The sequence below is a fragment of the Mycobacterium asiaticum genome (assembly GCF_001673365.1).
Lineage (GTDB): Bacteria > Actinomycetota > Actinomycetes > Mycobacteriales > Mycobacteriaceae > Mycobacterium > Mycobacterium asiaticum_A.
The window spans coordinates 41,862-65,772 of the sequence record NZ_LZLS01000156.1 but is presented as its reverse complement, the minus strand read 5'-3'; the positions used below and the strand labels follow the sequence as shown (position 1 = coordinate 65,772).

Annotated in this window: 22 protein-coding genes; 12 read left to right on the top strand and 10 right to left on the bottom strand. The window is 64.9% G+C overall.

Annotation, left to right across the window (positions count from 1 at the left end; translation table 11 throughout):
* Positions 1–50 precede the first annotated feature (50 nt).
* The 7 genes from A5634_RS16595 to A5634_RS16565 all read left to right on the top strand — a co-directional run bounded on the left by A5634_RS16595 (position 51) and on the right by A5634_RS16565 (position 7,241).
* On the top strand, positions 51–923 hold the full coding sequence (locus A5634_RS16595) for an alpha/beta fold hydrolase (protein WP_065145124.1): 873 nt from the start codon (positions 51–53) through the stop codon (positions 921–923).
* Between the two features lie 28 nt (positions 924–951).
* On the top strand, positions 952–2,265 hold the full coding sequence (locus A5634_RS16590; RefSeq protein WP_253861671.1) for a TetR/AcrR family transcriptional regulator: 1,314 nt from the start codon (positions 952–954) through the stop codon (positions 2,263–2,265).
* A 74-nt stretch (positions 2,266–2,339) separates the two neighbouring features.
* The gene (locus A5634_RS16585) at positions 2,340–3,392 is read left to right on the top strand and encodes a zinc-binding alcohol dehydrogenase family protein (RefSeq protein ID WP_065145123.1); all 1,053 of its coding nucleotides are present in this window, start codon (positions 2,340–2,342) and stop codon (positions 3,390–3,392) included.
* Between the two features lie 28 nt (positions 3,393–3,420).
* On the top strand, positions 3,421–4,143 hold the full coding sequence (locus A5634_RS16580; protein WP_065145122.1) for a haloacid dehalogenase type II: 723 nt from the start codon (positions 3,421–3,423) through the stop codon (positions 4,141–4,143).
* A 37-nt stretch (positions 4,144–4,180) separates the two neighbouring features.
* On the top strand, positions 4,181–5,644 hold the full coding sequence (locus A5634_RS16575) for a dihydrolipoyl dehydrogenase family protein (protein ID WP_065145121.1): 1,464 nt from the start codon (positions 4,181–4,183) through the stop codon (positions 5,642–5,644).
* A 14-nt stretch (positions 5,645–5,658) separates the two neighbouring features.
* Complete coding sequence (locus A5634_RS16570; RefSeq protein ID WP_065145120.1) at positions 5,659–6,681, top strand: TIGR03619 family F420-dependent LLM class oxidoreductase; 1,023 nt, start codon at positions 5,659–5,661, stop codon at positions 6,679–6,681.
* Between the two features lie 89 nt (positions 6,682–6,770).
* Complete coding sequence (locus tag A5634_RS16565) at positions 6,771–7,241, top strand: hypothetical protein (protein WP_065145119.1); 471 nt, start codon at positions 6,771–6,773, stop codon at positions 7,239–7,241.
* A 9-nt stretch (positions 7,242–7,250) separates the two neighbouring features.
* Here A5634_RS16565 and A5634_RS16560 read toward each other — a convergent pair whose 3' ends face one another.
* Complete coding sequence (locus tag A5634_RS16560; protein ID WP_065145253.1) at positions 7,251–8,354, bottom strand: NAD-dependent epimerase/dehydratase family protein; 1,104 nt, start codon at positions 8,352–8,354, stop codon at positions 7,251–7,253.
* Between the two features lie 153 nt (positions 8,355–8,507).
* Between A5634_RS16560 and A5634_RS16555 the strand changes: the two genes are divergently transcribed.
* Positions 8,508–9,314 carry a lysophospholipid acyltransferase family protein gene (locus A5634_RS16555; RefSeq protein WP_065145118.1) on the top strand — a complete coding sequence of 269 codons (807 nt, stop codon included), beginning with the start codon at positions 8,508–8,510 and terminating at the stop codon, positions 9,312–9,314.
* Between the two features lie 13 nt (positions 9,315–9,327).
* Positions 9,328–10,713 carry a WS/DGAT/MGAT family O-acyltransferase gene (locus tag A5634_RS16550; protein WP_065145252.1) on the top strand — a complete coding sequence of 462 codons (1,386 nt, stop codon included), beginning with the start codon at positions 9,328–9,330 and terminating at the stop codon, positions 10,711–10,713.
* Here A5634_RS16550 and purQ read toward each other — a convergent pair whose 3' ends face one another.
* From purQ to A5634_RS16530, 4 genes are read right to left on the bottom strand one after another with little or no spacing between them, the layout of a single operon-like run.
* Complete coding sequence (gene purQ / locus A5634_RS16545; RefSeq protein ID WP_065145117.1) at positions 10,714–11,388, bottom strand: phosphoribosylformylglycinamidine synthase subunit PurQ; 675 nt, start codon at positions 11,386–11,388, stop codon at positions 10,714–10,716.
* Complete coding sequence (gene purS, locus A5634_RS16540) at positions 11,385–11,624, bottom strand: phosphoribosylformylglycinamidine synthase subunit PurS (RefSeq protein ID WP_065145116.1); 240 nt, start codon at positions 11,622–11,624, stop codon at positions 11,385–11,387. The genes purQ and purS overlap by 4 nt, the downstream gene beginning before the upstream one ends.
* Positions 11,625–11,660: 36 nt before the next feature.
* Entirely contained in the window at positions 11,661–12,416 is a 756-nt protein-coding gene (locus tag A5634_RS16535) for an LLM class flavin-dependent oxidoreductase (RefSeq protein WP_065145115.1), read from the bottom strand.
* 33 nt (positions 12,417–12,449) lie between these two features.
* Positions 12,450–13,178, bottom strand: a complete 729-nt coding sequence (locus tag A5634_RS16530) for an ATPase (protein ID WP_172831719.1) — start codon at positions 13,176–13,178, stop codon at positions 12,450–12,452.
* On the opposite strand from A5634_RS16530, the gene A5634_RS16525 reads away from it, so the two are divergent.
* Entirely contained in the window at positions 13,155–13,793 is a 639-nt protein-coding gene (locus A5634_RS16525) for an MBL fold metallo-hydrolase (protein ID WP_065145113.1), read from the top strand. The genes A5634_RS16530 and A5634_RS16525 overlap by 24 nt on opposite strands.
* A gap of 18 nt (positions 13,794–13,811) precedes the next feature.
* On the opposite strand, the gene A5634_RS16520 is transcribed toward A5634_RS16525, so the two are convergent.
* Positions 13,812–15,497 (bottom strand): FAD-binding dehydrogenase, encoded by a 1,686-nt coding sequence (locus A5634_RS16520; protein WP_155769579.1) that lies wholly within the window; start codon positions 15,495–15,497, stop codon positions 13,812–13,814.
* Between the two features lie 24 nt (positions 15,498–15,521).
* Positions 15,522–16,226, bottom strand: a complete 705-nt coding sequence (locus A5634_RS16515) for a DUF2334 domain-containing protein (protein ID WP_065145111.1) — start codon at positions 16,224–16,226, stop codon at positions 15,522–15,524.
* Between the two features lie 125 nt (positions 16,227–16,351).
* On the opposite strand from A5634_RS16515, the gene A5634_RS16510 reads away from it, so the two are divergent.
* Positions 16,352–17,953 (top strand): DHA2 family efflux MFS transporter permease subunit, encoded by a 1,602-nt coding sequence (locus tag A5634_RS16510; RefSeq protein ID WP_065145110.1) that lies wholly within the window; start codon positions 16,352–16,354, stop codon positions 17,951–17,953.
* A gap of 12 nt (positions 17,954–17,965) precedes the next feature.
* On the opposite strand, the gene A5634_RS16505 is transcribed toward A5634_RS16510, so the two are convergent.
* Together A5634_RS16505 and A5634_RS16500 are read right to left on the bottom strand one after the other, a co-directional pair.
* The gene (locus A5634_RS16505) at positions 17,966–20,071 is read right to left on the bottom strand and encodes a S9 family peptidase (protein ID WP_065145109.1); all 2,106 of its coding nucleotides are present in this window, start codon (positions 20,069–20,071) and stop codon (positions 17,966–17,968) included.
* Positions 20,068–20,961 carry a phosphoribosylaminoimidazolesuccinocarboxamide synthase gene (locus tag A5634_RS16500; protein ID WP_065145108.1) on the bottom strand — a complete coding sequence of 298 codons (894 nt, stop codon included), beginning with the start codon at positions 20,959–20,961 and terminating at the stop codon, positions 20,068–20,070. The genes A5634_RS16505 and A5634_RS16500 overlap by 4 nt, the downstream gene beginning before the upstream one ends.
* A gap of 61 nt (positions 20,962–21,022) precedes the next feature.
* Here A5634_RS16500 and A5634_RS16495 point away from each other — a divergent pair, with 61 nt between their 5' ends.
* A complete protein-coding gene (locus A5634_RS16495; protein WP_065145107.1) occupies positions 21,023–21,640 on the top strand; it encodes a hypothetical protein in 618 nt (205 codons plus the stop codon).
* Between the two features lie 8 nt (positions 21,641–21,648).
* Here A5634_RS16495 and A5634_RS16490 read toward each other — a convergent pair whose 3' ends face one another.
* Positions 21,649–23,880 carry a serine/threonine-protein kinase gene (locus tag A5634_RS16490; RefSeq protein ID WP_081290475.1) on the bottom strand — a complete coding sequence of 744 codons (2,232 nt, stop codon included), beginning with the start codon at positions 23,878–23,880 and terminating at the stop codon, positions 21,649–21,651.
* Between the last annotated feature and the right edge of the window lie 31 nt (positions 23,881–23,911).

Here is a 23,911-nt window from a genome sequence, read left to right as displayed (position 1 = left end):
CATGATGCATAATGGGTCACGCAACCCATTATCGGTCCGGGAGGGCTCTCATGGCCGCCATTCACCATCGCTACACCACCGTCGACGGCCACCGATTGTTCTTTCGTGAGGCCGGCAATCCGGATTCGCCCACAATCGTTCTCCTGCACGGCTTTCCGACCAGCTCATACATGTTCCGCCATCTCGTTCCGGCCCTCGCCGACCGCTATCACGTAATCGCCCCCGACCACCTGGGTTTCGGGCTGTCCGACGCGCCGCCGGTCGAGGACTTCGACTACACGTTCGATGCGCTCACCAATTTGACCGCCGGTGTGCTGCGCAGTCTCGGCATCGACCGGTATGCCATCTACGTGCAGGACTACGGCGCCCCAATCGGATGGCGGCTCGCACTGAGTCACCCGGCGGCGATCACCGCGATCATCACCCAGAACGGCAACGGTTATGACGCCGGCTTTGTGGAGGACTTCTGGAAAGTGGTGTGGGCCTACCAAGATGACCCCAGCCCCGACAACGAGGCTGCGGTTCGGCAGTTCCTGACCTTGGACGCCACTCGGTGGCAGTACCTTACCGGCGTGTCGGACGAGACACTGGTGGACCCCGAGTGCTGGCATCATGACTACGCGCTGCTCTCGCGACCCGGCAACGACTTGGTGCAGCTGAAGCTGTTTCGCGATTATGCGACCAACGCGCCGATGTATCCCCGCCTGCACGAGTACTTCCGCACCACCGGCGTTCCGCTACTGGCGGTTTGGGGCCGCGGCGACGAGATCTTCGGTCCGGCCGGTGCGGAAGCGTTCACCCAGGACCTGGCCGAGGCCGAGGTTCACCTACTCGACGGAGGGCATTTCCTGCTCGAGTCGGCGCTCGACGAAGTGGCCGGCTTGATCCGCGATTTTCTGGGCAGGCATCTCCTAACGGCCTGATCACCACCGGTCGCGTTAGCCTTACGCGGTGAATCCGGACGTGGAATCCGCGGCGGGCGCCGGACGTCGGTTGACCGCGAAGGGGCGCGCTACACGCGACCGGATCGTGCTGGCCACCGCCGAGCTGATCGTCACCGACGGCTTGGCGGCTTTCAACCTGGACAACGTGCGTCGGGCTGCTTCCGTCAGCGGTTCACAACTGGCGCATTACTTCACCGACAAGCGTGCATTGATCCATGCGGTGATCAACCGGCAGATCGGTGTGGTGCTCGACTTTCACCGCCAGCCCAAGCTGGGCCAGTTGGCCACTTTCGACGATTTCGAGCGCTGGATCGATTTCAACATGCGCTACCTCAGACGCATCACGTACACCGGCACGCCCACCTACCATGCGCTGGCCGCCCAACTGGTCAAGTCCGACAACGACACTCGCGACACGCTGGCGGCCGGCTACTGGCAATGGATTGAGCTGCTCGAGCTAGCGATACAACGGATGAAGGACAGCGACGTCCTGGTCGCCGAAGCCGATCCACGCGCGCTGGCTCTGGTGATTGTCAGCGCGCATCAGGGCGGTGGCACGTTGGCGTTCACCTACCGGGCCGAATGGCCGCACGCCGACGCGATTCGGTTTGCGGTCAACTATCTGCGCACTTTCGCCGCCGATCCCGCCGAACGCATTCCGCGGCCACCGCGGCGTCCGCGCGGCCCGCGCATCTCGGTCCAACCACGCCATCAGGATGCCGATTCGCGGTTGACTCGCAAGGGTCTGGCCACCCGTGCGCGCATCGTCGACACCGCTGCCCGCCTCATGTTCGAACGGGGCGTGGCCAACACCAGCATTGACGACGTCCGCAATTCGGCGGCGGTCAGCGGATCGCAAATCGCACACTACTTTCGGGACAAGCGCGAACTGACCCGCCAGGTTATCACCATGCGACACAACGATGTTCAATCTTTTCATACCGGGGACAAGTTCGGCGGACTGGACACTTTCGATGCCCTGCAGACCTGGGCGGTTGCTTGCATGGCCGACTTGGACACCGTGTACCGACGCGGCGGTTGCGTCTACGGTTCGCTGGCCGGCGAACTGATCGACGCCGACGACGAAGTCCGCGGCGACCTGTCCAACGGCTACGACGATTGGATAGCGCTGTTTCGTGCCGGCTTGACCAAGATGCGAAAGCGTGGAGACCTGCGCCCCGAAGCGGATCCGCGGCACCTGGCGGTTTCACTGGTGACCGCGCACCAAGGCGGCGCGATGATCACCCACACGACCGGCGATCCAGCTCCTCTGACCGCGGCGTTGCACGCTGCCGTCGGCTACGTTCGCTCCTTCGTCTAGACAAATATGGGTTGGCCCGCCCATAATATTGGGATGCATATCCCATATTCCCTAGATCGGGCAGGCGAGACCCTATGAACGTGATCGAACAGGACCGCGATGTGCTCCCGACGGCACCAGCGGTGGTACGCGACAACCATGACGGCGAAACCATGCGGGCGATCGTCCTGGAGAGCTTCGGCGGTCTCGAAAGCCTGGTGTACACCGACATTCCCAAGCCGCTGCCCAAGGACGGTGAGGTGGTGATCGAGGTAAAGGGGTTCGGCATCAACCACGCCGAAATGCACATGCGGCGCGGCGAATGGGCCGAAGCGGCCGAGGTGAGCGGGATCGAGTGCGTCGGCATCGTCGAATCCTGCCCGGGTGGAGAATTTCCGGTGGGCGCCAAGGTGGCAGCTCTGATGGGCGGTCTGGGCCGGACCATCAACGGCAGCTACGCCCAATACACCCGGGTACGTGCGGCCAACGTCGCCCTCATCGAATCTGACCTGCCCTGGTCGCAATTGGCAGCACTACCCGAGACGTATGCGACAGCATGGACCTGTCTGTTCCGAAACCTCAAAGTTAAGGCGGGCCAGACACTGCTAATCCGTGGTGCGACATCATCTTTCGGCCAAGCCGCCCTGAAGATGGCGGTCGCCGCCGACGCGCACGTCATCGCCACCACGCGCAGCCGCGACCGGTTCCCGATGCTGGAGAACCTCGGTGCTGAGCGCGTCGAATTGGAGAGAACCGATCTTGCCGCCCACCTCGCCGAGGCCGGACAACTGCATGCCGTTCTCGACCTGGTCGGCAACAGCACCATCCTCGACTCCCTCGACATGTTGAGGCGCGACGGTTCGGCCTGCCTGGCGGGATGGCTCGGCGGACTTGACCCAATTGGTGACTTCAACCCCCTGCTCCGGATGGCCAGCGGGGTGAATTTGAACTTCTTCGGCAGCTTCGTGTTCGGGTCACCGGGGTTTCCGCTGTCCGATGTGCCGCTGCAACAGATCGCCCAGCAGGTTGCCGAAGGCAAACTCGACGCCAAACCGACGCGTGTGTTCACTTTCGAGCAGATTCACGAAGCGCATCGGGTGATGGAGGCCGGTGCGGCCGGCGGAAAGATGGTCGTGGTCATCGAGTGACAGCGGCATACCGCGGCAGAATGTCGGCATGACATCTTCCGGGCGGGAGGCGCCGTCGGTCCTGGTGTTCGACGTGAACGAGACGCTCATCGACATCCAAGCACTGGCACCGCTTTTCGAAGAGTTGTTCGGCGATAGCAGAGCGTTACGCGAATGGTTCAACCAACTCGTCTTGTATTCGATGGCGGTGAGCCAGACCGACTACTACGTCGACTTCACCACCCTCGGCCAGGGTGTCGTGCGCATGCTGGCTGACGTCTACCGGGTGGAGGTCACCGATGAAGACGTCAGCAGGATCATTGCTCAGATGCGCAACATGCCTGCCCATCCCGACGCCGTTGAGGCGTTAACACATCTGCGCGACAACGGCTTTCGACTGGCAACGCTGACCAATTCTCCGCCGCCCAGCGACGGACCGACACCGCTGGAAAGCGCGGGATTGGCCGAGTTGTTCGAATGCCAGCTCAGCGTCGATGCCTGCCGGACCTTCAAGCCGGCACCCGCGGTCTATCACTACGCCTGCCGGGAACTCGGGGTGACACCCGCGGACTGCATGATGGTGGCCTCGCACGTGTGGGACCTGCTCGGCGCACACCGGGTCGGATTGGGCTCGGCGTTGGTCACTCGGCCGGGCAACGCGCCGCTACCCGCCGACGGTCTGCCGCAGCCCGATCTGGTGGTCGGTGATCTGAACGAGCTCGCGCGACTACTCGCCAAGGGGACCGCAGAAGACCGACCGCGGCGCGAGTAGCTTCGTGTGTGCAGCCAAGCGCGAAAGGACTATCGACATGCCTGCAGGCGAGCCAGACCAGGAATACGACGTGGTGGTGCTCGGCGCCGGCCCGGTCGGCCAGAACGCCGCGGACCGGGCCCGGGCCGCGGGTCTGAGCGTGGCGATCGTCGAGCGCGAGTTGGTCGGTGGCGAATGCTCGTACTGGGCCTGCGTACCGAGCAAAGCGTTACTGCGTCCGGTCCTCGCCGTCTCCGAGGCCCGCCACGTCGACGGTGCGCGCGAGGCGGTGATCGGTCCCATCAATCCGGGCGGGGTATTTCGTCGCCGTGATCGCTACGTGAGCGACTGGGACGACACCGGCCAGACCGAATGGGTGGAGGGCATCGGTGCGACGCTGATCCGCGGTCACGGACGGCTGGACGGTCCGCGACGAGTAGTCGTCACAACCCCCCGCGGCAAGGAGACGGCGCTGGCGGTCAAACATGCGGTCGTCGTCTGCACCGGAAGCCGGCCCGCATTGCCCGACTTGCCTGGGCTCTACGAAGCCCGGCCGTGGACCAACCGCGAAGCCACCGACAGCAGTGAGGTCCCCGACCGGCTCGCCGTCGTCGGGGCCGGTGGTGTAGGGGTCGAAATGGCCACGGCCTGGCAGGGATTGGGCTCGAAGGTGACCTTGCTGGCCCGCGGATCACAACTGTTGCCACGCATGGAACCCTTTGTAGGCGAGTACGTCGGCCGTGGACTTGTCGACGCCGGCGTTGACGTGCGCATGGGTGTACACGTCCGCGAGCTCCGCCGTGCCTACCCCTACTGCCCGGTCTCCATCGTCTTGAGCGACGACACCGCACTTGACGTCGACGAGATTCTTTTTGCCACCGGCCGAAAACCCCTCACCGACCACATCGGTTTGGAGACAGTGGGATTGAACCCGGGCAGTTGGCTTGAGGTGGATGACACCTGCCGCGTCACCGCGGTCGAAGAGGGTTGGCTTTACGCGGCCGGCGATGTCAATCACCGTGCGCTGCTGACTCATCAGGGCAAGTACCAGGCACGAATTGCCGGTGCCGCCATCGGCGCCCGCGCCGCGGGTCGACCGCTGGACACCGAGCCGTGGGGCGTGCACGCGACCACCGCGGATCATCACGCGGTCCCGCAGGCGTTCTTCACCGATCCCGAGGTCGCCGCGGTGGGGCTGACCGCCGAGCAGGCCGCGCAAAATGGTCATCGCGCCAAGATCATCGACGTCGAGATCGGCGACGTCGTCACCGGCGCGAAGCTCTTCGCCGACGGGTACGACGGGCGCGCCCGCATGGTCGTCGATGTCGACTCGCGTCGCGTACTGGGCGTGACATTGGTAGGCCCCGGCGTCACCGAGTTACTGCACGCGGCGACCATCGCGGTCGCCGGCGAGGTGCCCATCGAGCGGCTATGGCACGCGGTGCCTTGCTTCCCCACCATCAGCGAACTGTGGCTGAGACTGCTTGAGTCGTACCGGGATTCATTCATCACCATGGTTTAACAGCAGGAGGACCGCTGGACACCGCGCACGAATTCCATCCCGATACTCAAATCGGCCTGATCCTGGCTCTGACGATCAACGGGCTGGCGGTGAGCGCATACCCGGACATGGCGGCGGTCGCCCAGAAAGCCGAACGGTTCGGCTTCGATTCGGTGTGGCTGTGCGATCACTTCCTGACCATCAGTCCAGACGACTACGTCAAAGACGCCGGAATCCTGGACGGGTCGGAGCAGGCGACCGACGCCACGGTGGTGCCCACATCGCTGCCATTGTTGGAGTGCTGGACGGCGCTGAGCGCACTGGCGCGCGACACCACCCGAGTGCGCCTGGGCACCAGCGTGTTGTGCAACTCTTACCGGCACCCTTCGGTCCTGGCGAAGATGGCGGCAACGTTGGACGTCATTTCCGAAGGGCGCTTGTTGCTGGGCATGGGAGCCGGCTGGTTTCAACGCGAATTCGACGCCTACGGAATTCCGTTCCCGCCGGTGCGTGACCGGGTGTCCGCGCTCGCCGAGTCGCTGGAGGTGATGAAAGCGGTATGGACACAACACAACCCGACGTACTCCGGCCAGTTCTACACTCTCAACGGCGCGATCTGCGATCCGCCGCCGGTCCAGCGACCCCATCCGCCGCTGTGGATCGGCGGCGAAGGTGATCGCGTGCACCGGATTGCGGCCCGACACGCGCAGGGCCTGAACGTGCGGTGGTGGTCACCCGAGCAGGTGTCCGAGCGTCGCGAGTTTCTCGACCGAGCATGCGAAGCCGCCGGGCGCGACCCGGAAACGCTGCGCCTGTCGGTCACCGTCCTGCTCGCCCCAACCGGATCCGCCGAGCAGGAGGCCCGACTCCGGACCGAGTTCGCTTCGATTCCGGACTCCGGGTTGATCATCGGATCACCCGAGAGGTGCATCGAGCGGGTGCGCGAGTACCAGAGCCGTGGCGTCAACCAGTTCCTCTTCACGGTCCCGCACGTGGTGCAGTCCGACTATCTGGATATCGTTGGGCGCGAGGTCATCCCGTCGATCAAGTCCGGATGATGCCCGCTCAGCGAATTCTCAACTGATTCTTGGCAATCCCTGGCTTTGAGGCCAGGTTTCGCATAGTCGCGCACCGGAGCATTGGCATCATGTCTGAGCCGTTGGGCGAGCCGCTGAGCACGCACCTCATCGAACGTTACCTGCGCACCCGCGGGCGGCGGTATTTCCGCGGCCGGCACGACGCCGAGTTCTTCTTCGTGCTCAACACCGACCAGCGTCTGCACGTCCACCTCGAGATCCCGCCGCTGCATCCCGACGTGTTCACCATCCGCGTCACGCCCGCATGCTTCTTTCCCGCCGCAGATCACACCCGCTTGCTGGAATTCGCCGAGACCTGGAACGAGCAGAACCGCGACGTCACCGCGCTCGTGCACGGTTCGTCAGATCCGCAACGCATCGGCATCACCGCCGAGCGATCCTGCACGATCGGCGAGCAAGTCCACTTCGGCGACTTCGCGGCCTTCGCCGACCGCGTCAGCGCCGCGGCGATCGATTTGTTCAGCAGCTTGAGCCCGGCCACCGAACGGGCGTCGCGGCCACTGCTGCTCGATGCTGGTTAGATCAGCCGGTTAGGTCAGCCGACCAACCAGCACCCGGTCCGGTCGCGGCTCACCGAGCTTCGCGCGAATGGCGGCCCACGGGTCGGCGTAGCGTCCGGGCGCATCGCGGTAGGCGGCACGCCGCTTGAGCAGCCACCGAGCCAGCGGCGCGACCAGCGCCATCGGGTAGCGCTGCCACCCAGCAGCGGCGCGCATCTCCGCGAGCATGTCCGGCCAGGAATGGTGCTGGAAACACAGCACTTGCTGGGCCCGCCTGGTGTCCATCCAGTCGGTCACAAACCAGTCCTCGTCGCTGTCGGGATTGCCGGGGCGCCCACCGGGCAGCACGTCGTTCAGACCGCGGGCGGCGGCCAGGGCCGCGCCGACCTCCCCCTGCCGCAGCATGTGCGATTTGTCGCCGGCGACCAGCAGGATCTCGCCCGCTACATCGTGTGAAGGGGCCGTCGTCGCCGCGGCAAAGGCGGCCGCGACATCGCGGACATCGACGCTGTGCATTCGTCCGTCGGTCGGCAGGGCGCTTTCAAAGAAGAGCGCGTCGAACGTGAAGGGCATGGCGCCGGGCTCGACCGTCATCACCCCACCGAGTCGCAAGATCACCCATTCCAGGCCGGAGTGCCGAACATGGTGCTCGGCCTCGGCCTTGTGCGCGCCATAGAGGTCCGAGGGAGCCACCGGACTGTCCTCGGTGAGCAAATCGGGGTGGCGGTGCGGGTTCCGGGACCCATGCACGGCGTTACTCGAGGCCTGAATGAAGCGCGGCGGCCGTGAGCAGGCTTCAGCGGCGCGCAGCAGTGAGACTGTGGCGTCGACGTTGACCAGGCGCGCCAGTTCCGCCTGCCCATAGATCGCCGGCGGGATCACCGCGGCCAGGTGGATGATGACGGTCGGTTCAATGGCCGCAACCAGGTCCGCCACCGCTTCGGGATCGGTCAGGTCTGCCCACCGCGCCTCCGCGCCCGCGGGCAGCGACTTCGCCTCCCTGCGCTGCGCGGTGGTGCCGAGGTCGGTGGCGACCACCTGATGTCCATCGGCGGCCAGGCGGTGCACCGTCTGCGATCCGACCAGCCCAAAACCCCCTGTGACCAATACTTTTTCGGCAACTTTTTCAGGCATGTTCACTCCTGCACTTCGCAACATGTGCGGTATGCCACATCAAATGATAATGACATTCTCCTAAAACGAGATTAACATATTCTCTACGGATGTAGAGCGGCCTGAACGGGTAATCCTCATCACAGACTTGCCGGAAAACAATCGGAGAAAACCATGCCGGGTGCTGCCAATCAGGACCGCGAGATCGCCAAGTGGGATCCCGCGTTTGCAAAACAAGTCGTCGACACCATCTCCCCTGTCATCAGACAGTGGCATCGCGCGGAGGTGCGGAATGTCGACAACATCCCTGCCGCCGGCGGCGCGCTGGTGGTGTCCAACCACTCCGGTGGCATGTTCACCCCGGACGTGTTCATCCTGTCCCCCGAGTTCTACGACACCTTCGGTTACGACCGGCCGATCTACACCCTTGGCCATTACGGCCTGTTCATGGGTCCGCTGGACGGCTGGTTGCGCCGACTCGGGGTGATCGAGGCGAGCCGGGACAACGCGGCGGCCGCGCTGCATTCGGGTGCGGTAGTGCTGGTGTTTCCGGGCGGGGACTACGACTCCTACCGGCCCACATTCGGCGCCAACACCATCGACTTCAACGGACGTACCGGCTACGTCAGGACCGCGATCGAAGCCGGCGTTCCGATTGTCCCGACGGTTTCGATCGGAGCCCAGGAGACGCAGTTGTTCCTCACCCGGGGCAACTGGCTGGCCCGCAAGCTGGGCTTGACCAAAGCGCGGCTGGACATTTTGCCGATCAGCTTCGGGTTCCCGTTCGGCCTGAGCGTGTTCTTCCCGCCCAACCTGCCGCTACCGGCGAAAGTCGTCATGGAGGTGCTCGAGCCGATCGACGTTGTCGCCCAGTTCGGTACGGATCCCGACGTTGCCGAGGTCGACGCCCACGTCCGCTCGGTCATGCAGGATGCGCTCGATCGGCTGGCCGGTCAGCGTCGGCTGCCCATCCTGGGTTGAGGGTTGGTGTGACATGAAACGACTCAACGGCATGGACGCAATGCTGCTCTATAGCGAGACGCCGAACCTGCACACGCACACCTTGAAGGTCACCGTCGTCGAACCCACCGACGACGGGTTTGATTTCGACGCGTTCCGACGGCATCTGCGTAGTCGGCTACACCGACTGGAACCGTTGCGCTACAAGCTCATTGAGATTCCTTGGGGGCTGAATCACCCGGTATGGCGGGAAGATTGCGACGTCGACCTGGACTACCACCTACGACGGGTTCAGGTCCCGGCACCGGGTGGGCGGCGGGAACTGGACCAGGTAATCGGCGAAATTGCTTCCACCCCGCTGGACCGCAGCCGACCGCTGTGGGAGTTCCACTTCGCCGAGGGACTGGCGGGCAACCGATTTGCCGTCATCGGCAAGGTCCACCATTCGCTTGCCGACGGTATCGCATCGGCAAACCTGTTGGCGCGCATGATGGATCTCACCGACGTTGGTCCGTCGCACGATCGAGCCGAGGCTGCGCAACCCACCCGCGCCGGACTGGTGCGGATCGCGGCGATGGGCCAGGCACGACAGCTCGTCGAACTACCGCGACTGATCAGAGATGGCGCCGTCGGGTTGGCCAGGGTGCGACGCCGCAACCGGGACCGAGGCAGCCATCCCGATCTGGCCGCTTCGTTCGACGCGCCACCGACTTTCCTCAACCACGTTGTCTCTCCGGTTCGCCGGTTCGCCAGTGCCGCACTGCCTTTGGCAGAGGTGAAGGCAACCGCCGCGGAGTTGGATGTCAAGATCAACGATCTGATTCTGGCGGTCGCCGCCGGAGGATTGCGGCGGTTGTTGCTCAGTTACGACGGCGTCGCCGACCGTCCGATCATCGCCTCGGTGCCCACGGCCACGGACAAGTCGGACCGGGTCAGCGGCAACGAGATCAGCGGCCTGTCGATCTCGCTACCGGTGCACGTCGCCGATCCCGTCGAACGGGTGCGACTGGTAGCGCTGGCGACCCGGATCGCCAAGGAAAACCACGAAATCCTTGGTCCGAGCCTCTACGGCCGCATGATGAACTACCTGCCACCGCGCCTAGCCCCGGCCCTGTTCAACTGGCTGGGTCGGCGTGAGGCGCCGAATAAGATCATGAATGTGGCGGTTTCCAGCGTGATCGGCCCGCGCAGCCGCGGCCACTTTGGCGGCGCCCCGGTCAGCGAAATCTACTCCACGGGAGTGCTCTCGCCGGGCGCGCCGGTCAACATCACCGTGTGGAGTTACGCAGACCAGCTGGGCATCGCGGTGCTGACCGATGACCGGACTTTCACCGACGCCCACGACGCCACCGATGCGCTGCGCTCCGCGTTCGACGAACTACGCAGCGCCGCAACACCATACGCGCGGCTTACGGCCTGATCAAACAGCCAGCACCGCGTCCAGCGCCGAATAGAACAGTCCGAGTCCGTCGTCGGAGGGACCGGTGAGTGCTTCGATGGCGTGCTCAGGGTGCGGCATCAGGCCCACGACACGGCCATTTGCCGAGCTGATTCCAGCGATGTCGTGCAGCGAGCCATTCAGGTTGTCGCGGTAGCGGAACACCACGCGTCCGTCGCCTTCGAGTTCCTCGATCACCTGCTTGGGGGCGACGTAGCGGCCCTCACCGGATTTCAGCGGTATCAACAGGTCGGCGTCGGACTCGAAACGCGACGTCCACGCGGTCGAATTCGACGAAACCTGCAGCCATACATCGCGACAGATGAAATGCAGACCGGCATTGCGGGTCAGCGCGCCCGGCAGTAGGCCCGCCTCGCAGAGCACCTGAAAACCGTTGCAGATTCCCAACACCGGCATGCCCCGGTTGGCTGCGGCCACCACCTCCCCCATCACTGGGGCGAACCTGGCGATCGCGCCGGCGCGCAGATAGTCACCGTAGGAGAACCCACCCGGCACCACCACCGCGTCGACACCCTTGAGGTCGGCGTCGGCGTGCCACAGGTTGACCGCCTCGGCGCCCACCAGTCGTGCTGCGCGCACGGCATCGACGTCGTCAAGGGTCCCTGGAAAGGTGATGACGCCGATCCGTGCCGTCACTGCGGGTCCCGGCTGATCGTCCAGTCCTCGATCACGGTATTCGCCAGCAGTGACTCCGCAATCTCGGCGAGCTGGCTGTCGTCGACCGTCTCGTCCACTTCCAGCTCAAACCTCTTGCCCTGACGGACATCTGAGATTCCGGGATGACCCAGCCGCCCCAGAGCGCCCACAATCGCCTGACCCTGCGGGTCAAGAATCTCCGCTTTGGGCATCACATGCACGACCACCCGGGCCACCGCGTTCCTCCTCAGATCTGCGCGTCCGCGCCAACTCTACCGGGCGACCAGGATCAGCCCGTCGCCGTCCAACTCGCCGATGCGCTGCTGGGCCCACCCGCCCGGATCCAACGAGGCGTCGGTCATGGCGGTCCAGGCGTTGAGGACCAGCGGACTTCCCGCCCGCGCGGACTGCGCGCGGGCGGCGCGGGCCGCCGCGAACAACTCGGCGATGCGGGGATGTTCGAGCCGCACATTAAGGGCGTCGCAACGTTGGCCGGCGATGGTAGCCAACGCGACGCTGTTGACCCCGAGCAGCACCGGCGGACGGGGCACAGGCAGCGGAAAACCCGTCCATTTTGCGTCGCGATCTGGATCCCACTGGGCATCGCACAAATCGAGGACGTCGATCAAGCGCTGGTGTCGTACTCGCATCGACTCGCTTAGTGCAATGCCGACCAGTTCGTGTTCCCGCGACCAATCGCTGCCGGGGGCGGCACCGGCGCCGAGACCGAAGACGAATCGTCCGTCGCTGATTTCTTGCACCGAGGCGGCCGCGGCCACCGTTACCCCGGCGGGCCGATTGGCAGCGTTCACCACCAGAGTGCCGATGCCGATCGAGGATGTGACGCCCGCCAGTGCGCCCGCCAGGGTGAAGCATTCCAACATCCGGGTGCCCGACAGCGTCGTCCCGGAGAGGTGGTCGAAGATCCACGCCGTTCCGAACCCTTCGGCTTCGGCTCGCAACACGTTTTCTCGCAGCGTCGGCCACGGGTGGGTGGCCGCGCTGTACAGAACGTCAACTTTGACCATTAACATATTGTGTCCCAATCCTTTTCGGGCAATTCATGGGCATGAGGCGAGGTACGCCTCGCAAAGCGGGGCGGTGATGGCGTCCAGTACGGCCGCATCCGAGATCACCGGCCAGGTGACTTCTGCGGTACCTACCGCCCACAGGGTTAGTTCGCTGATCGTGCTGCTGGCCACGTGCGCAACCAGGTAGGTGTGCACGATCACCGGTCCGCTGATCACCGCGGCCATTCGGGTCGGTTCGTCGTCGGTTACCGACGGCGCCTGTGCCGGCGCCCCCAACTGACAGCCGCGCAGCGCGTCGACGGCGGTGCCGAACACCGCTGCCGCGGCCGCACCACCACGCGCGGTATCGCCACGCCAATGCAGGATCTGAGCCTGCAGCTGCCACTGACCGTCCGGGTGCGCCACCGTTGCGCGGGCCGACACCGCGGCCCTGCGGCTGTCCTGCGGGAGGGCGTTGCATACCTGCTCGAACCGGAACTGTGGCGTAGTGCCAGTGACCGGGGTCGCGACGGCGGCCAGCGCGGGCCACCTGTACACCGAGTGCAGCGGCACCGCCCCCGGCGCGATCCAGGCGGTATTCGGGATCTGGTCGCATACCGGCGGGCAGGTCTCCGGCTCGGCGGATGCGGAGGTAGGCACGACCACGACCAGCGCGATCACCAAGCTGCCGGCGACCATCATCGTCGCCAGAAACATCCGCAGCTGCACGGCCCCCATCGAGGCACAATCGTAGACATGGAACTGACGCATTTCGGGCATTCCTGCCTACTCGCCGAGTTCGGTCCAACCAAAATCCTGTTCGATCCCGGGAGCTTCGCCCACGGCTTCGAGGGGATCACCGGCCTGTCCGCGATCCTGATCACCCACCAGCACCCCGACCACGTCGACGTCTCGCGGTTGCCCGCCCTGCTCGACGGCAACCCGGACGCCACGCTCTATGCCGACCCGCAGACCACCGCCCAGCTCAGCGCGCCGGCTACGGAGGTGCACGTCGGCGACGAACTTGCGGTCGGGTCGCTGACCATCAGGGCCCTCGGCGGGGTGCACGCCGTCATACACCCGGAAATCCCTGTGATAGAGAACATTTCGTTTCTGGTCGACGACGGCGAACACCGCGCCAGGCTGATGCATCCCGGCGACGCGTTGTTCGTTCCCGACGAACCGGTGGACGTATTGGCCACGCCTGCCGCAGCGCCGTGGATGAAGATCTCGGAGGCGGTCGACTATCTGCGCGCGGTGGCACCTACCCGGGCAGTGCCGATCCACCAGGGGATCGTCGCTCCCGACGCGCGCGGTATTTACTACGGTCGCCTCACTGAGATGACCAGCACCGACTTCCAGGTGCTACCCGAGGAAAGCGCGGTCACCTTCTAGCTCCCGGTCTCCCGCGAGCTAGGACAGGTCGGCCGCGGCGCCGCGGCCGGCGGCGCGGCCAGAGAAGATGCAGCCGCCCAGGAAAGTGCCCTCCAGGGCCCGATAACCGTGCACCCCGCCGCCGCCGAAGCCCGCGACTTCACCGGCCGCATAGAGTCCGGTGACCGGGGTGCCGTCGGACCTAAGCACCCGCGAATCCAGATCAGTCTCGATGCCGCCCAATGTCTTTCGGGTGAGGATGTGCAACTTGACACCGATCAGCGGACCGGCCTTCGGATCGATCAACCGGTGCGGAGCCACCACTCGTCCCAGCCGGTCGCCCAGATAGCCTCGCGCCGCGCGGATCGCGGTGATCTGGCCATCCTTGGTGAACTTGTTGGCCACCTCCCGGTCGCGGGCCGTGACCGCGGCCTCCACTGTCTCGTAGTCGAGCGGTGTCACGTGCGGAAGTTCGTTCATGGCGTCGACCAACTCGGGCAACGAGTCGGCGGTAACGAAGTCCACGCCTTGGTCGATGAAGGCCTGCACTGGTGCCGGTGGCCCAGACCGCGCCCTGGCCCGCACCAATTTGCGCAGACTCTGCCCGGTCAGGTCGGGATTCTGCTCCTGACCCGAAAGCGCGAACTCCTTCTCAATAATCTTGGCGTTCAACACAAACCAGGTGTAGTCGTAACCTGACTGGGCGATGTACTCCAACGTGCCCAACGTGTCGAAGCCGGGGTAGAGCGGCACCGGCAACCGGTTGCCGGCTCCGTCCAGCCACAGCGACGACGGGCCCGGGATGATCCGGATGCCATGGTGCGGCCAGATCGGGTCGTAGTTGGTAATGCCCTCGGTGTAGTGCCACATTCGGTCGGGATTGATCACCCGCGCACCGGCTTTTTGCGCGATGCCAATCATTCTGCCGTCGACGTGTGCCGGTACCCCGCTGAGCAACTGCTTCGGCGCGCGGCCCATGCTCCGTGGCCAGTTCTTGCGCACCAGATCATGGTTGCCACCGATGCCGCCACTGGTCACGATGACCGCCGAGGCACGGAACTCAAACTTTCCCACTGCTTTTCGGGACGATGCGACACCGCGCGGCGCATCGGAGGGCTCCAGCACGGTGCCCCGAACGCCGGTCACCGCGTCGCCCTCGACGATCAACCGGTCGACCTGATGACGATGCACGAACCGCACGTTCGGCCGGTTGCGTAATTGGCGCGCAAAGATTTCCACCAGCGCCGGCCCGGTCCCCCAGCTGATGTGGAACCGCGGCACCGAATTACCGTGTCCCTGAGCGTCGTAACCGCCGCGCTCGGCCCAGCCCACCATCGGGAAGATTTTGAGTCCGCGGGCGCGCAGCCAACTACGCTTCTCCCCCGCGGCGAAATCGACGTAGGCGTGCGCCCACTGCTCCGGCCAATAGTCCTCGGGGCGGTCGAACGCCGCGGTCCCCAGCCAGTCCTGCAGCGCGAGTTCGTGGCTGTCGCGGATGCCCAGGCGGCGTTGCTCGGGGCTGTCGACGAAGAAGAGGCCGCCGAACGACCAGTAAGCCTGCCCTCCGACATTGGCGCTGTTCTCCTGATCCACGATCAGGACCCGCAGCCCACGGTCTACCAATTCGCAGGCTGCCACCAACCCCGCGAGGCCGGCCCCGACGATGATCGCGTCAGCCGTGAAATCGTCCGCTTCACCGCTCATGTCGCTACAGGTTAGTGCCACACATCAGGTGCCAGACGTGGAGCGTCAGGCGGCGTCCAGAACCGCCTTGTCAGAGCGCCAGCGGTACACGGCCGGTGTGCATTCCTGCAGTAGAGCGAGGTCGACGGCATCCAGCATGGCCTGCCGGGGCCCGGACTTGCGCAGGTGACGCGCGGCTACCGCGACCCGCACCACCCCGCCGCGCCGGGCGATCCGGTCAGCGGACATCACCACCATCCGGCACCACCACGGTTCGGCCAGATATCCCTCACCGATGCCCAGCACGCGAGCCCGCACCGTGTGGTTACGGACCAGGTCGGTCACCCCGTAGGCGTCGGCGACCAACCGAAAGCCGTTGATCGGCAACGCCTTGACCACGCCGGGTGAAACGAGCCAGCCCGGAGCCGCGAACAGCCGGGTACGCAGGCCGAGATGCTCAAGCACCCGGTCAGCAGCTTTGATTCGCAGGTTGGCCTCATGTGCGTGCAATGTCGCGAATTCGCCGCGTCGCTTCTTGGTGGCCGCTTCGTCATAGCCGTGCAGTACCAGCGCATCTCCCCCGACACGGCGATCGGTGAGCCACTGCACCGTGCGCGGGTCGTGGTCGAGTCGGTAGTGATTGCCCAGGCGCGGCGCCACGAGTAGCGATACCGGCACCGAGCGGGCGTCCATCTGTGCGCAAAATTCGGCGACGTCGCCCAGAGTGTGTTCGCCGATCCCCGAGATCGAGACGATTAATTTTCCAGACACGTTTGTAGTTTGCCGACGCGAAGTGTCCAAACGGTGAAGGACACGAGGCCGGGAGACGGCCATTCGGCCGTCCTGATCAGGTCTGACGGTCATCCCCGAGGGTCGTTACCGGCGATCGGTTAGATATGCTCAGCAACGCCATGGACAAGGCTTCTTCCGCGCCGGCCGACGCTGCGCTGCCCTCCACCGCCTCGGGAGAGTCGGTCGCGCACGAGTACCCGGACAAGCTCGATTTCGCGACGCTGCGGATCGCCGGGGTGTGCATTCTGGCCTCGGTGATGATGTCGGTGGACGCCACAGTGGTCAGCGTCGCGCAGCGCACCTTCATCCTGGAGTTCGAGTCCACCCAAACGGTCGTCGGCTGGACGATGACCGGTTACACGCTTGCACTGGCCACCGTGATCCCGATCGCCGGTTGGGCGGCCGACCGATTCGGCACCAAACGACTGTGGATGGGGTCGGTGCTGGCGTTCATGGCGGGATCGTTGCTGTGTGCCATAGCGCCAAGCATTTTGCTGCTCAACGTGTCTCGGGTGATTCAGGGGATGTGCGGCGGCATGCTGATGCCGTTGGGATTCATGATCTTGACGCACGTGGCGGGTCCGAAGCGCCTCGGCCGCATGATGTCGGTGCTGGGAATTCCGATGCTGCTGGGCCCGATTGGCGGGCCGATCCTGGGTGGCTGGCTGATGGGCACCTACAGCTGGCCTTGGATCTTTCTGATCAACCTGCCAATCGGCTTGTGCGCGTTCATCCTCGGTTTCTACTTGTTCCCGCGGGACGAACCGACACCATCGGAGACCTTCGACCGCATCGGGGTACTCCTGTTATCCCCCGGCCTGGCGACCTTTCTGTTCGGGGTGTCGTCCATCCCCGCCCGCGGCACCGTCGCCGATCGCCACGTGCTGATTCCCGTCACGGTCGGCTTGGCCCTGATCATCGCCTTCGTCGGGCACGCGTTGGTGCGCGCCGATCATCCGCTCATCGATCTGCGACTGTTCAAGATCCCAGCGGTCAGCCAAGCGAACGTCACGGCGTTTCTCTTCGCGGCGGCATTCTTCGGCTCCATGCTGCTGCTGCCCAGCTACCTGCAGCAGGTCATGCAGCAGACGCCGATGCAGTCCGGGTTGCACCTGATCCCGCAAGGGATCGGCGCCATGCTGACCATGCCGTGGGCCGGGATGTTCATGGACAGAAAAGGTCCCGGCAAATGCGTCCTTGCGGGCATCTCGCTGATCACCGTGGGTCTGGGCATCTTCACGGTGGCTGTGGCGCGGCAATCCGCGTACCTGCCGTTGCCGTTGGTGGGGCTGGCGATCTTGGGCATGGGCATGGGGTGCACCATGATGCCGCTGTCCGGTGCGGCGGTGCAGGCGTTGGCTCCGCACGAGATTGCCCGCGGTTCAACGCTGATCAGCGTCAACCTGCAAGTGGGTGGTTCGATCGGCACCGCGCTGATGTCGATGGTGCTGACCAGCCAGTTCAACCGCAGCGAAACCATCTCCGCGGCAAATCAACTCGCGCGCCTGAAGCAGGACGCCGCTAAACGTGGGACGCCGGTGGATCCGGCAGCGATACCCCAGCGGACCCTGAGCCCCGACTTCGCCGCGAGCTTGTCGCACGACCTTTCGCACTCCTATACAACGGTTTTGACGATCGCCGCTGCGGTGGTGGCTCTGACGTTGATCCCTGCGGCTTTCCTGCCCAAGGAACCGCCCGCCGGTTAGCCGAGGGCTGACCTACTGCGTGCTATCCCCGCCGTCTGCGGTGGCCAGTAACCAGGCGTACTGGAATGCGGTTTCCTTCCACCGCTCATAGCGGCCGCTGATGCCCCCGTGGCCGGCGTGCATCTGGGTCTTCAACAACACGGGACTACCGTCAGCGTTGTTGTGCCGCAACGCCGCAACCCACTTAGCCGGCTCCACGTAATAGACCCTGGTGTCGTTCAGCGACGTCATCGCCAGGATGGCCGGATACCGCTTGGCCTCGACGTTCTCGTACGGCGAATAGGACTTCATGTATGCGTAGACATCGCTGTCGCTCAACGGGTTTCCCCACTCGTCCCACTCGGTGACGGTCAGCGGCAGCGAGGGGTCCAGGATCGTGGTCAACGGGTCGACGAACGGCACCTGGGCCAAGATCCCTGCGAAGAGATCCGGCGCCAGGTTGGCCACCGCCCCCATCAACAGACCACCCGCACTGCCGCCGAGAGCCACCAGTTGCTGGGGGCGGGTAACCTCGCTGTCGACGAGATGGCTTGCCACGGCGATGAAGTCGGTGAAGGTGTTTCGCTTCTCCAGCAGCTTCCCGTGCTCGTACCACAGCCGGCCCATTTCACCGCCGCCTCGCACGTGTGCGATGGCGAACACCATGCCGCGGTCCAGCAGGGACAACCGGGCTATGGAAAACCGCGGATCTTCGCAGATCTCGTAAGCACCGTAACCGTAAACCAGGGTGGGAGCTGGGAATTCGATACCGGCTTTGTGCACGATAGAGATCGGGATTCGGGTGCCGTCGGTGGCCTGCGCCCAGTCACGCCGCTCCACATAGTCCTCGCGACGATACCCGCCCAGCACCGGCTGTTCCTTGAGCAACGTGCGCTCACCGGTAACCAGATCCAGGTCATAGATCCGGACCGGCGTGACGAAGGAGCCGGCGCCCACCCGCAGCTTGGGTGACTGCCAGTTCGGATTGGCACCCAGCCCGGCCGACATCAGCTCGGAGTCGAATGAGATTTCCTCGGGCTCACCGTAGGAACCGTCAGAATCGAACGGCCACAATTGGATTCGTGGCAGCGCCGCACTGCGATAACTGACTACCAGGTGGTCGGCAAACGCATCCACCCCGTCCAGGCGAACGTCGTCCCGGTGCGGGATGAGGGTGCGCTGTCGGGTCGGATCGTCGACTGGGGCCTCGACGAGGGTGAAGTTCACCGCGCCGTCGTTGTGCAGGATCAGGAACCGTTGCCGGCTGCCGATCCGCGCGTGCTCCACCGAGTACTCCACGCCTTCGCGGCGCGGCAGTACGACGGTGAATTCCGCGGCCGGATCGGCGGCGTCGGCGTAGCGGACCTCGGAGGTGATCGAGGATCCCGCCGCGATCAACACGTAGTCGTTGCTGCGAGTGCGACCGACGCCAACCCAGAACCGCTCATCGGCTTCGTGATAGACCTGTTCGGATGGTTCGTCGGAGCCTAATCGGTAGCGCCACACCGTATCCGGGCGCCAGGCCTCGTCCACGGTGCTGTAGTAGACGGTGCGGTTATCGGCTGCCCACGTCGCTCCGGCGCCGATGCCGGTGATTTCGTCGGGATAGAGTTCGCCGGTGCGTAAATCCTTGAACCGCAACGTGTAACGCTCGTCGCCTTTGACGTCGACGGAGTAGGCCAACAAATTGGCGTCCAGGCTGACACTGGCCGCGCCTAACGCGAAGAAGTCGTGGCCGTCGGCTTCGATGTTCTCGTCGAGCAGGACTTGCTCACCGGGTATTTCGGTGTGCTCGTCGAATTGCGGCGGGTGCCAGTCGTCGGGTTGGGTGACTGGGCACCGACAGTGCACGCCGTATTGCTTGCCTTCGAAGGTGCGGGCGTAATACCACCAGTCGCCACGGCGGGTCGGCACCGACAGGTCGGTTTCTTTAGTGCGCGACTTGATTTCGTCGAATATCTGCTGCCGCAGGGCCTCGAGGTGCGCGGTGCTCTGGTCGGCATACTCGTTCTCGGCCTCGAGGTAGCCGAGAACCTCGGGGCTGTCTTTGTCCCGCAACCACTCGTAGGGATCGACGAACACGTCGCCGTGAAATTCCCGCCGCGTCTCCACTCGTTTGGCGATGGGCGGCTGGATCATGCGCCGGGTCCGATCCAGTTGTCGAAACTCAAGCCCGAAATCCGTTCGTAGGCATTGATGTAACGTCCGCGGGTGGCGTCGACGATGTCGTCCGGTAGCGGGGGCGGCGGTTCGGTGCCGTGCCGGTCCCAGCCGGATTCGCTGCTGGTAAGCCAGTTTCGGACGAACTGCTTGTCGAAACTGTTCTGCACCACACCGGGCTGATATTCGTCGGCCGGCCAGTACCGCGACGAGTCGGGTGTGAAGATCTCGTCGGCAAGCAGCAGGTTGCCGTCTCGGTCAGTGCCGAATTCAAACTTGGTGTCGGCGATGATGATTCCTTTTCGCAAGGCATGGTCGGCGGCTTGCACATAGATCTGTAGGGTGCGGTCGCGCAATTGGTTGGCGCGCACACCCCCGACCATCTCTATCACCCGGTCGAACGAGATGTTTTCGTCGTGGTCGCCCAACTCCGCTTTGGTCGCCGGCGTGAACAGTGGTGTCTCGAACTTGCTGGCTTCCACCAAACCCGGCGGCAACGTGATGCCGCAAACCTTTCCGGTGGCCTGGTAGTCCAGCAGTCCGGAGCCGGTGAGGTAGCCGCGAGCCACACATTCGACCGGCATCATCTCCAGCCGACGCACCAGCAGCGCCCGACCAAGCACCTCGTCGGGTATGCGCGGGTCATCCGGTGCCCCGGCCAGGTGATTGGGTGCTTCGACCAAACCGAAGAAGAAGACGCTCATCGCGGTCAGAATGCGGCCCTTGTCCGGGATCGTGCTGTCCAGGATGAAGTCGTACGCGGAGATGCGGTCGGTCGCGACCAGCAACAGATGGTCGTCGTCGACGCGGTAGATCTCACGCACCTTGCCGCTGGCCAGATGCTGGTAATCGGACAATGCGGGTCGCATCGCGTCAGCCTATCGGGCGAGCCAACCCCATTTCGGGGCCAGCTGTGCTGGTATCGGTGTTATGACGCGGTACTTGCCTTATTCAACCCGACCCTTCCGCCTTTTCGGCCAACTGATCAGCGATATCACCATTTCAGTGTGGACGGTGATATGGGTGTTCATCGGCCTGGCCGTGCACGATGCGATCGCGACCATCGCCGAGGCCGGTCGGCAGGTGGAGACCGGGGCCAGAGGTGTGGCCGGCAATCTGGCGTCGGCGGGAAATGGGGCGCACAACGTCCCGTTGCTCGGTGACGCGTTGGGTAAGCCACTGGACGCCGCCAGTCAGGCGGCGCTGGATATCGCGGGCGCGGGCCACAGCCTGGATACCACCGCGAGCTGGCTGGCGTGGGTGCTGGGGTTGGCGGTGGCGACGCCGCCGATCCTTGCGGTGACGGCGCCATGGTTGTTCCTGCGGCTGCGGTTCTTTCGACGCAAATGGACGGTCACCGCATTGGCCCGCACGGCGGCCGGTCAGCAGCTGCTGGCACTGCGGGCGTTGGCCAATCGGTCGCCGGCCAAACTGGCCGCCGTCAGCGCGGACCCGGTCGGTGGCTGGCGCTATGAGGACCCGATGGTGATCCGCGGATTGGCCGCACTGGAACTGCGAGCCGCTGGGATCAGGCTGCGCATGGACTGACCACCGGCTCAGGCGCTGTTGACCAGGATGGCGTACTGGGCGGCGGCGCGCTGGCGGACGTCGTTTTCCTCACCGCTTGTCACCGAGGAGATGTAGCGGCCGAATGAGACATAGCAGGCAAACCGGGCATTCGGGGTATCGGCCGCAATTGCCGGTTTCTCCTCGAAGCACTTCGCTGCTGGCAAGCCCGCGGGCGACGGAATATCGCGTTCGATGTATTCGTCCCGCTCGGACTCGACCAGCTTGGGAAAGATGGCCGTCGCCGCCTTTTCGTCTCGCGCGCGCACCAGCGTTGCGTCCAAATCGAAGGCGCACCGGTCGATACCGGCCTGGTTGAACAGCCCGTCCTTGCGAGCCTGGCTGTCCGCGCAGAACACGGCCGCATGCGGACCTACGCTGCCGAATTGCTCGGATATCTTCGGTTGGTCTCCCGACACGAACAGTCGACTGAGCATGTGATCGGGGTCGGGCGGCAGGGTGGTCAGTCCGGCAACCAGAGCCGGAATCTGCCGCGCTATCAGCGGGGCCTGCAGTTCGAGTGTCCGTTTGATTCGCTGCGTCAGGTCGGAAACGTCGGGATGGGCGTCGCTGCGAACCAAGACCGATTGCACCAAACTGCCCGAGGCCATCGTCGCCGCAAGCGAGGGGGAACCCGGTCGGTAGTGGGCCTTGGCTTGCGCAAAGCCAGGAATCGAAACGCTGCGGTTCTCGGCGTTGACGGCGAAATCGACCGACTCCATCTCGGTGGCCGCCCGCGCGGCCGCGTCCGGGTTGGGGAAGCTGGTGACCATGACCAACGACATGTCGCCGTTGCCTTCGCGGGCAAAGTCGTTGATGCGCTTGGAAACTCCTTCGACGATGTACGCGGTGATCATCCCGTACTTTTCCAGCACCGGCTGGGTCAGCGGGGTTCCGGTCCCCGAGATGGTCGTGGCCGCGCGCTGCGGCTCCGGGACGGCGCTGCCGTAGACGTGATCCAGCACTGGGTCCACGGCGTACGGATCCGCTATGGCTTCGGCGAGGCGATACGCCTCGAGGTATCGGCCCTCCTCCGCGGTGACGGGGCCGGATACGGGGCGCGGTTTGGTGCCGTAGTGGCCGACGTCGAGTTTGCTGATATCCACCGCATTCTTGGCTCCGGGATTGTTGCCGGCCAGCTGCCAAATCCCGACTCCGGCCGCCACCGCGACGACGGCGACAATCGCCGCCGCGATCAGGATCCACTTGGTGCGTTTTCCCTTACTCGGCGGTGACGCGGGATAACTCATCGGAGGGCCCGCCGTGGGCGGGTATCCGTACTGGGCGGGAGGGGGCGTCCACTGTTGCGGCGGCTGCGCAGGCTCTGGCCTGCTTTGCGCTGTTGGCGCCGGTGCGGGCGGTATGGCGAAGGCCGTCGTTGCCGAACCCAGGCTCGCCAGGGCCGCCTCAGCCGCTTGGGCGAACTCACCGCTGGTCGCGTAACGGTCCCCCGGGTGCTTGGCCATGCCGCGCGCGATCACCGCGTCCAGCGCCGGGGGCAACCCTAGGCGCGAACTCACCCGCGGCGGCGCTTCGCTCAAATGCGCACCGACCAGACTCGCGGTGTCTCCGGTGAACGGCGGTGTGCCCGTGAGGGATTCGAACAACACGCACGCCAACGCGTAGATGTCCGCCCGGGGTGTCACCTGACTTTCGTCGCCCTTGAACCTTTCCGGCGCCATGTAGGTCCAGGTTCCGAGCACGTCGCCCATTTGAGTCAACTTCGTCTCGGTGGCCGCGTTGGCGATCCCGAAATCCACCAGATACGCGAAGTCGTCCGAGGTGACGAGGATGTTTGCCGGTTTGACGTCGCGGTGCAACACCCCGGCGGTGTGCGCGGCGTCCAACGCCGAGGCGACCTGACGCACGATCGCCACCGCTCTGGCAGGTGGCAGCGGCCCGGACTGCCGCAACAACGCTTCCAAATCGGTGGCGTTGATCAGGCGCATGTCGACGTAAAGCTGCCCGTCGATCTCGCCCGTCGAGTGGACCGGCACCACGTGGGGGTCCTGCAGGCGCCCGGCGATCCGCGCTTCGCGCTGCAAGCGCTGTCGGTAGGCCGCGTCCTGCGCGTAGGGCCCCGAGATAAGTTTCAACGCGACGACGCGGTCCATCACGGTGTCCTGGGCTTCGTACACGGTTCCCATACCGCCGCTGCCGAGCTTGCGCTTCAACAGATAAGGCCCAAGACGCGTCCCGATCTCCGGCTGAGGCTCACTCATCGCGCACTCCTGTGGCTGGGCACCCGCTGGC

Excerpts from the sequence above, each read along its gene's own strand:
- A5634_RS16595 (WP_065145124.1), top strand. The coding sequence starts at position 51 with ATGGCCGCCATTCACCATCGCTACACCACCGTCGACGGCCACCGATTG.
- A5634_RS16585 (WP_065145123.1), top strand. The coding sequence starts at position 2,340 with ATGAACGTGATCGAACAGGACCGCGATGTGCTCCCGACGGCACCAGCG.
- A5634_RS16580 (WP_065145122.1), top strand. The coding sequence starts at position 3,421 with ATGACATCTTCCGGGCGGGAGGCGCCGTCGGTCCTGGTGTTCGACGTG.
- A5634_RS16575 (WP_065145121.1), top strand. The coding sequence starts at position 4,181 with ATGCCTGCAGGCGAGCCAGACCAGGAATACGACGTGGTGGTGCTCGGC.
- A5634_RS16565 (WP_065145119.1), top strand. The coding sequence starts at position 6,771 with ATGTCTGAGCCGTTGGGCGAGCCGCTGAGCACGCACCTCATCGAACGT.
- A5634_RS16560 (WP_065145253.1), bottom strand. The coding sequence starts at position 8,354 with ATGCCTGAAAAAGTTGCCGAAAAAGTATTGGTCACAGGGGGTTTTGGG.
- A5634_RS16555 (WP_065145118.1), top strand. The coding sequence starts at position 8,508 with ATGCCGGGTGCTGCCAATCAGGACCGCGAGATCGCCAAGTGGGATCCC.
- A5634_RS16550 (WP_065145252.1), top strand. The coding sequence starts at position 9,328 with ATGAAACGACTCAACGGCATGGACGCAATGCTGCTCTATAGCGAGACG.
- A5634_RS16535 (WP_065145115.1), bottom strand. The coding sequence starts at position 12,416 with ATGGTCAAAGTTGACGTTCTGTACAGCGCGGCCACCCACCCGTGGCCG.
- A5634_RS16525 (WP_065145113.1), top strand. The coding sequence starts at position 13,155 with ATGGAACTGACGCATTTCGGGCATTCCTGCCTACTCGCCGAGTTCGGT.
- A5634_RS16530 (WP_172831719.1), bottom strand. The coding sequence starts at position 13,178 with ATGCCCGAAATGCGTCAGTTCCATGTCTACGATTGTGCCTCGATGGGG.
- A5634_RS16510 (WP_065145110.1), top strand. The coding sequence starts at position 16,352 with ATGCTCAGCAACGCCATGGACAAGGCTTCTTCCGCGCCGGCCGACGCT.
- A5634_RS16505 (WP_065145109.1), bottom strand. The coding sequence starts at position 20,071 with ATGATCCAGCCGCCCATCGCCAAACGAGTGGAGACGCGGCGGGAATTT.
- A5634_RS16500 (WP_065145108.1), bottom strand. The coding sequence starts at position 20,961 with ATGCGACCCGCATTGTCCGATTACCAGCATCTGGCCAGCGGCAAGGTG.
- A5634_RS16495 (WP_065145107.1), top strand. The coding sequence starts at position 21,023 with ATGACGCGGTACTTGCCTTATTCAACCCGACCCTTCCGCCTTTTCGGC.
- A5634_RS16490 (WP_081290475.1), bottom strand. The coding sequence starts at position 23,880 with ATGAGTGAGCCTCAGCCGGAGATCGGGACGCGTCTTGGGCCTTATCTG.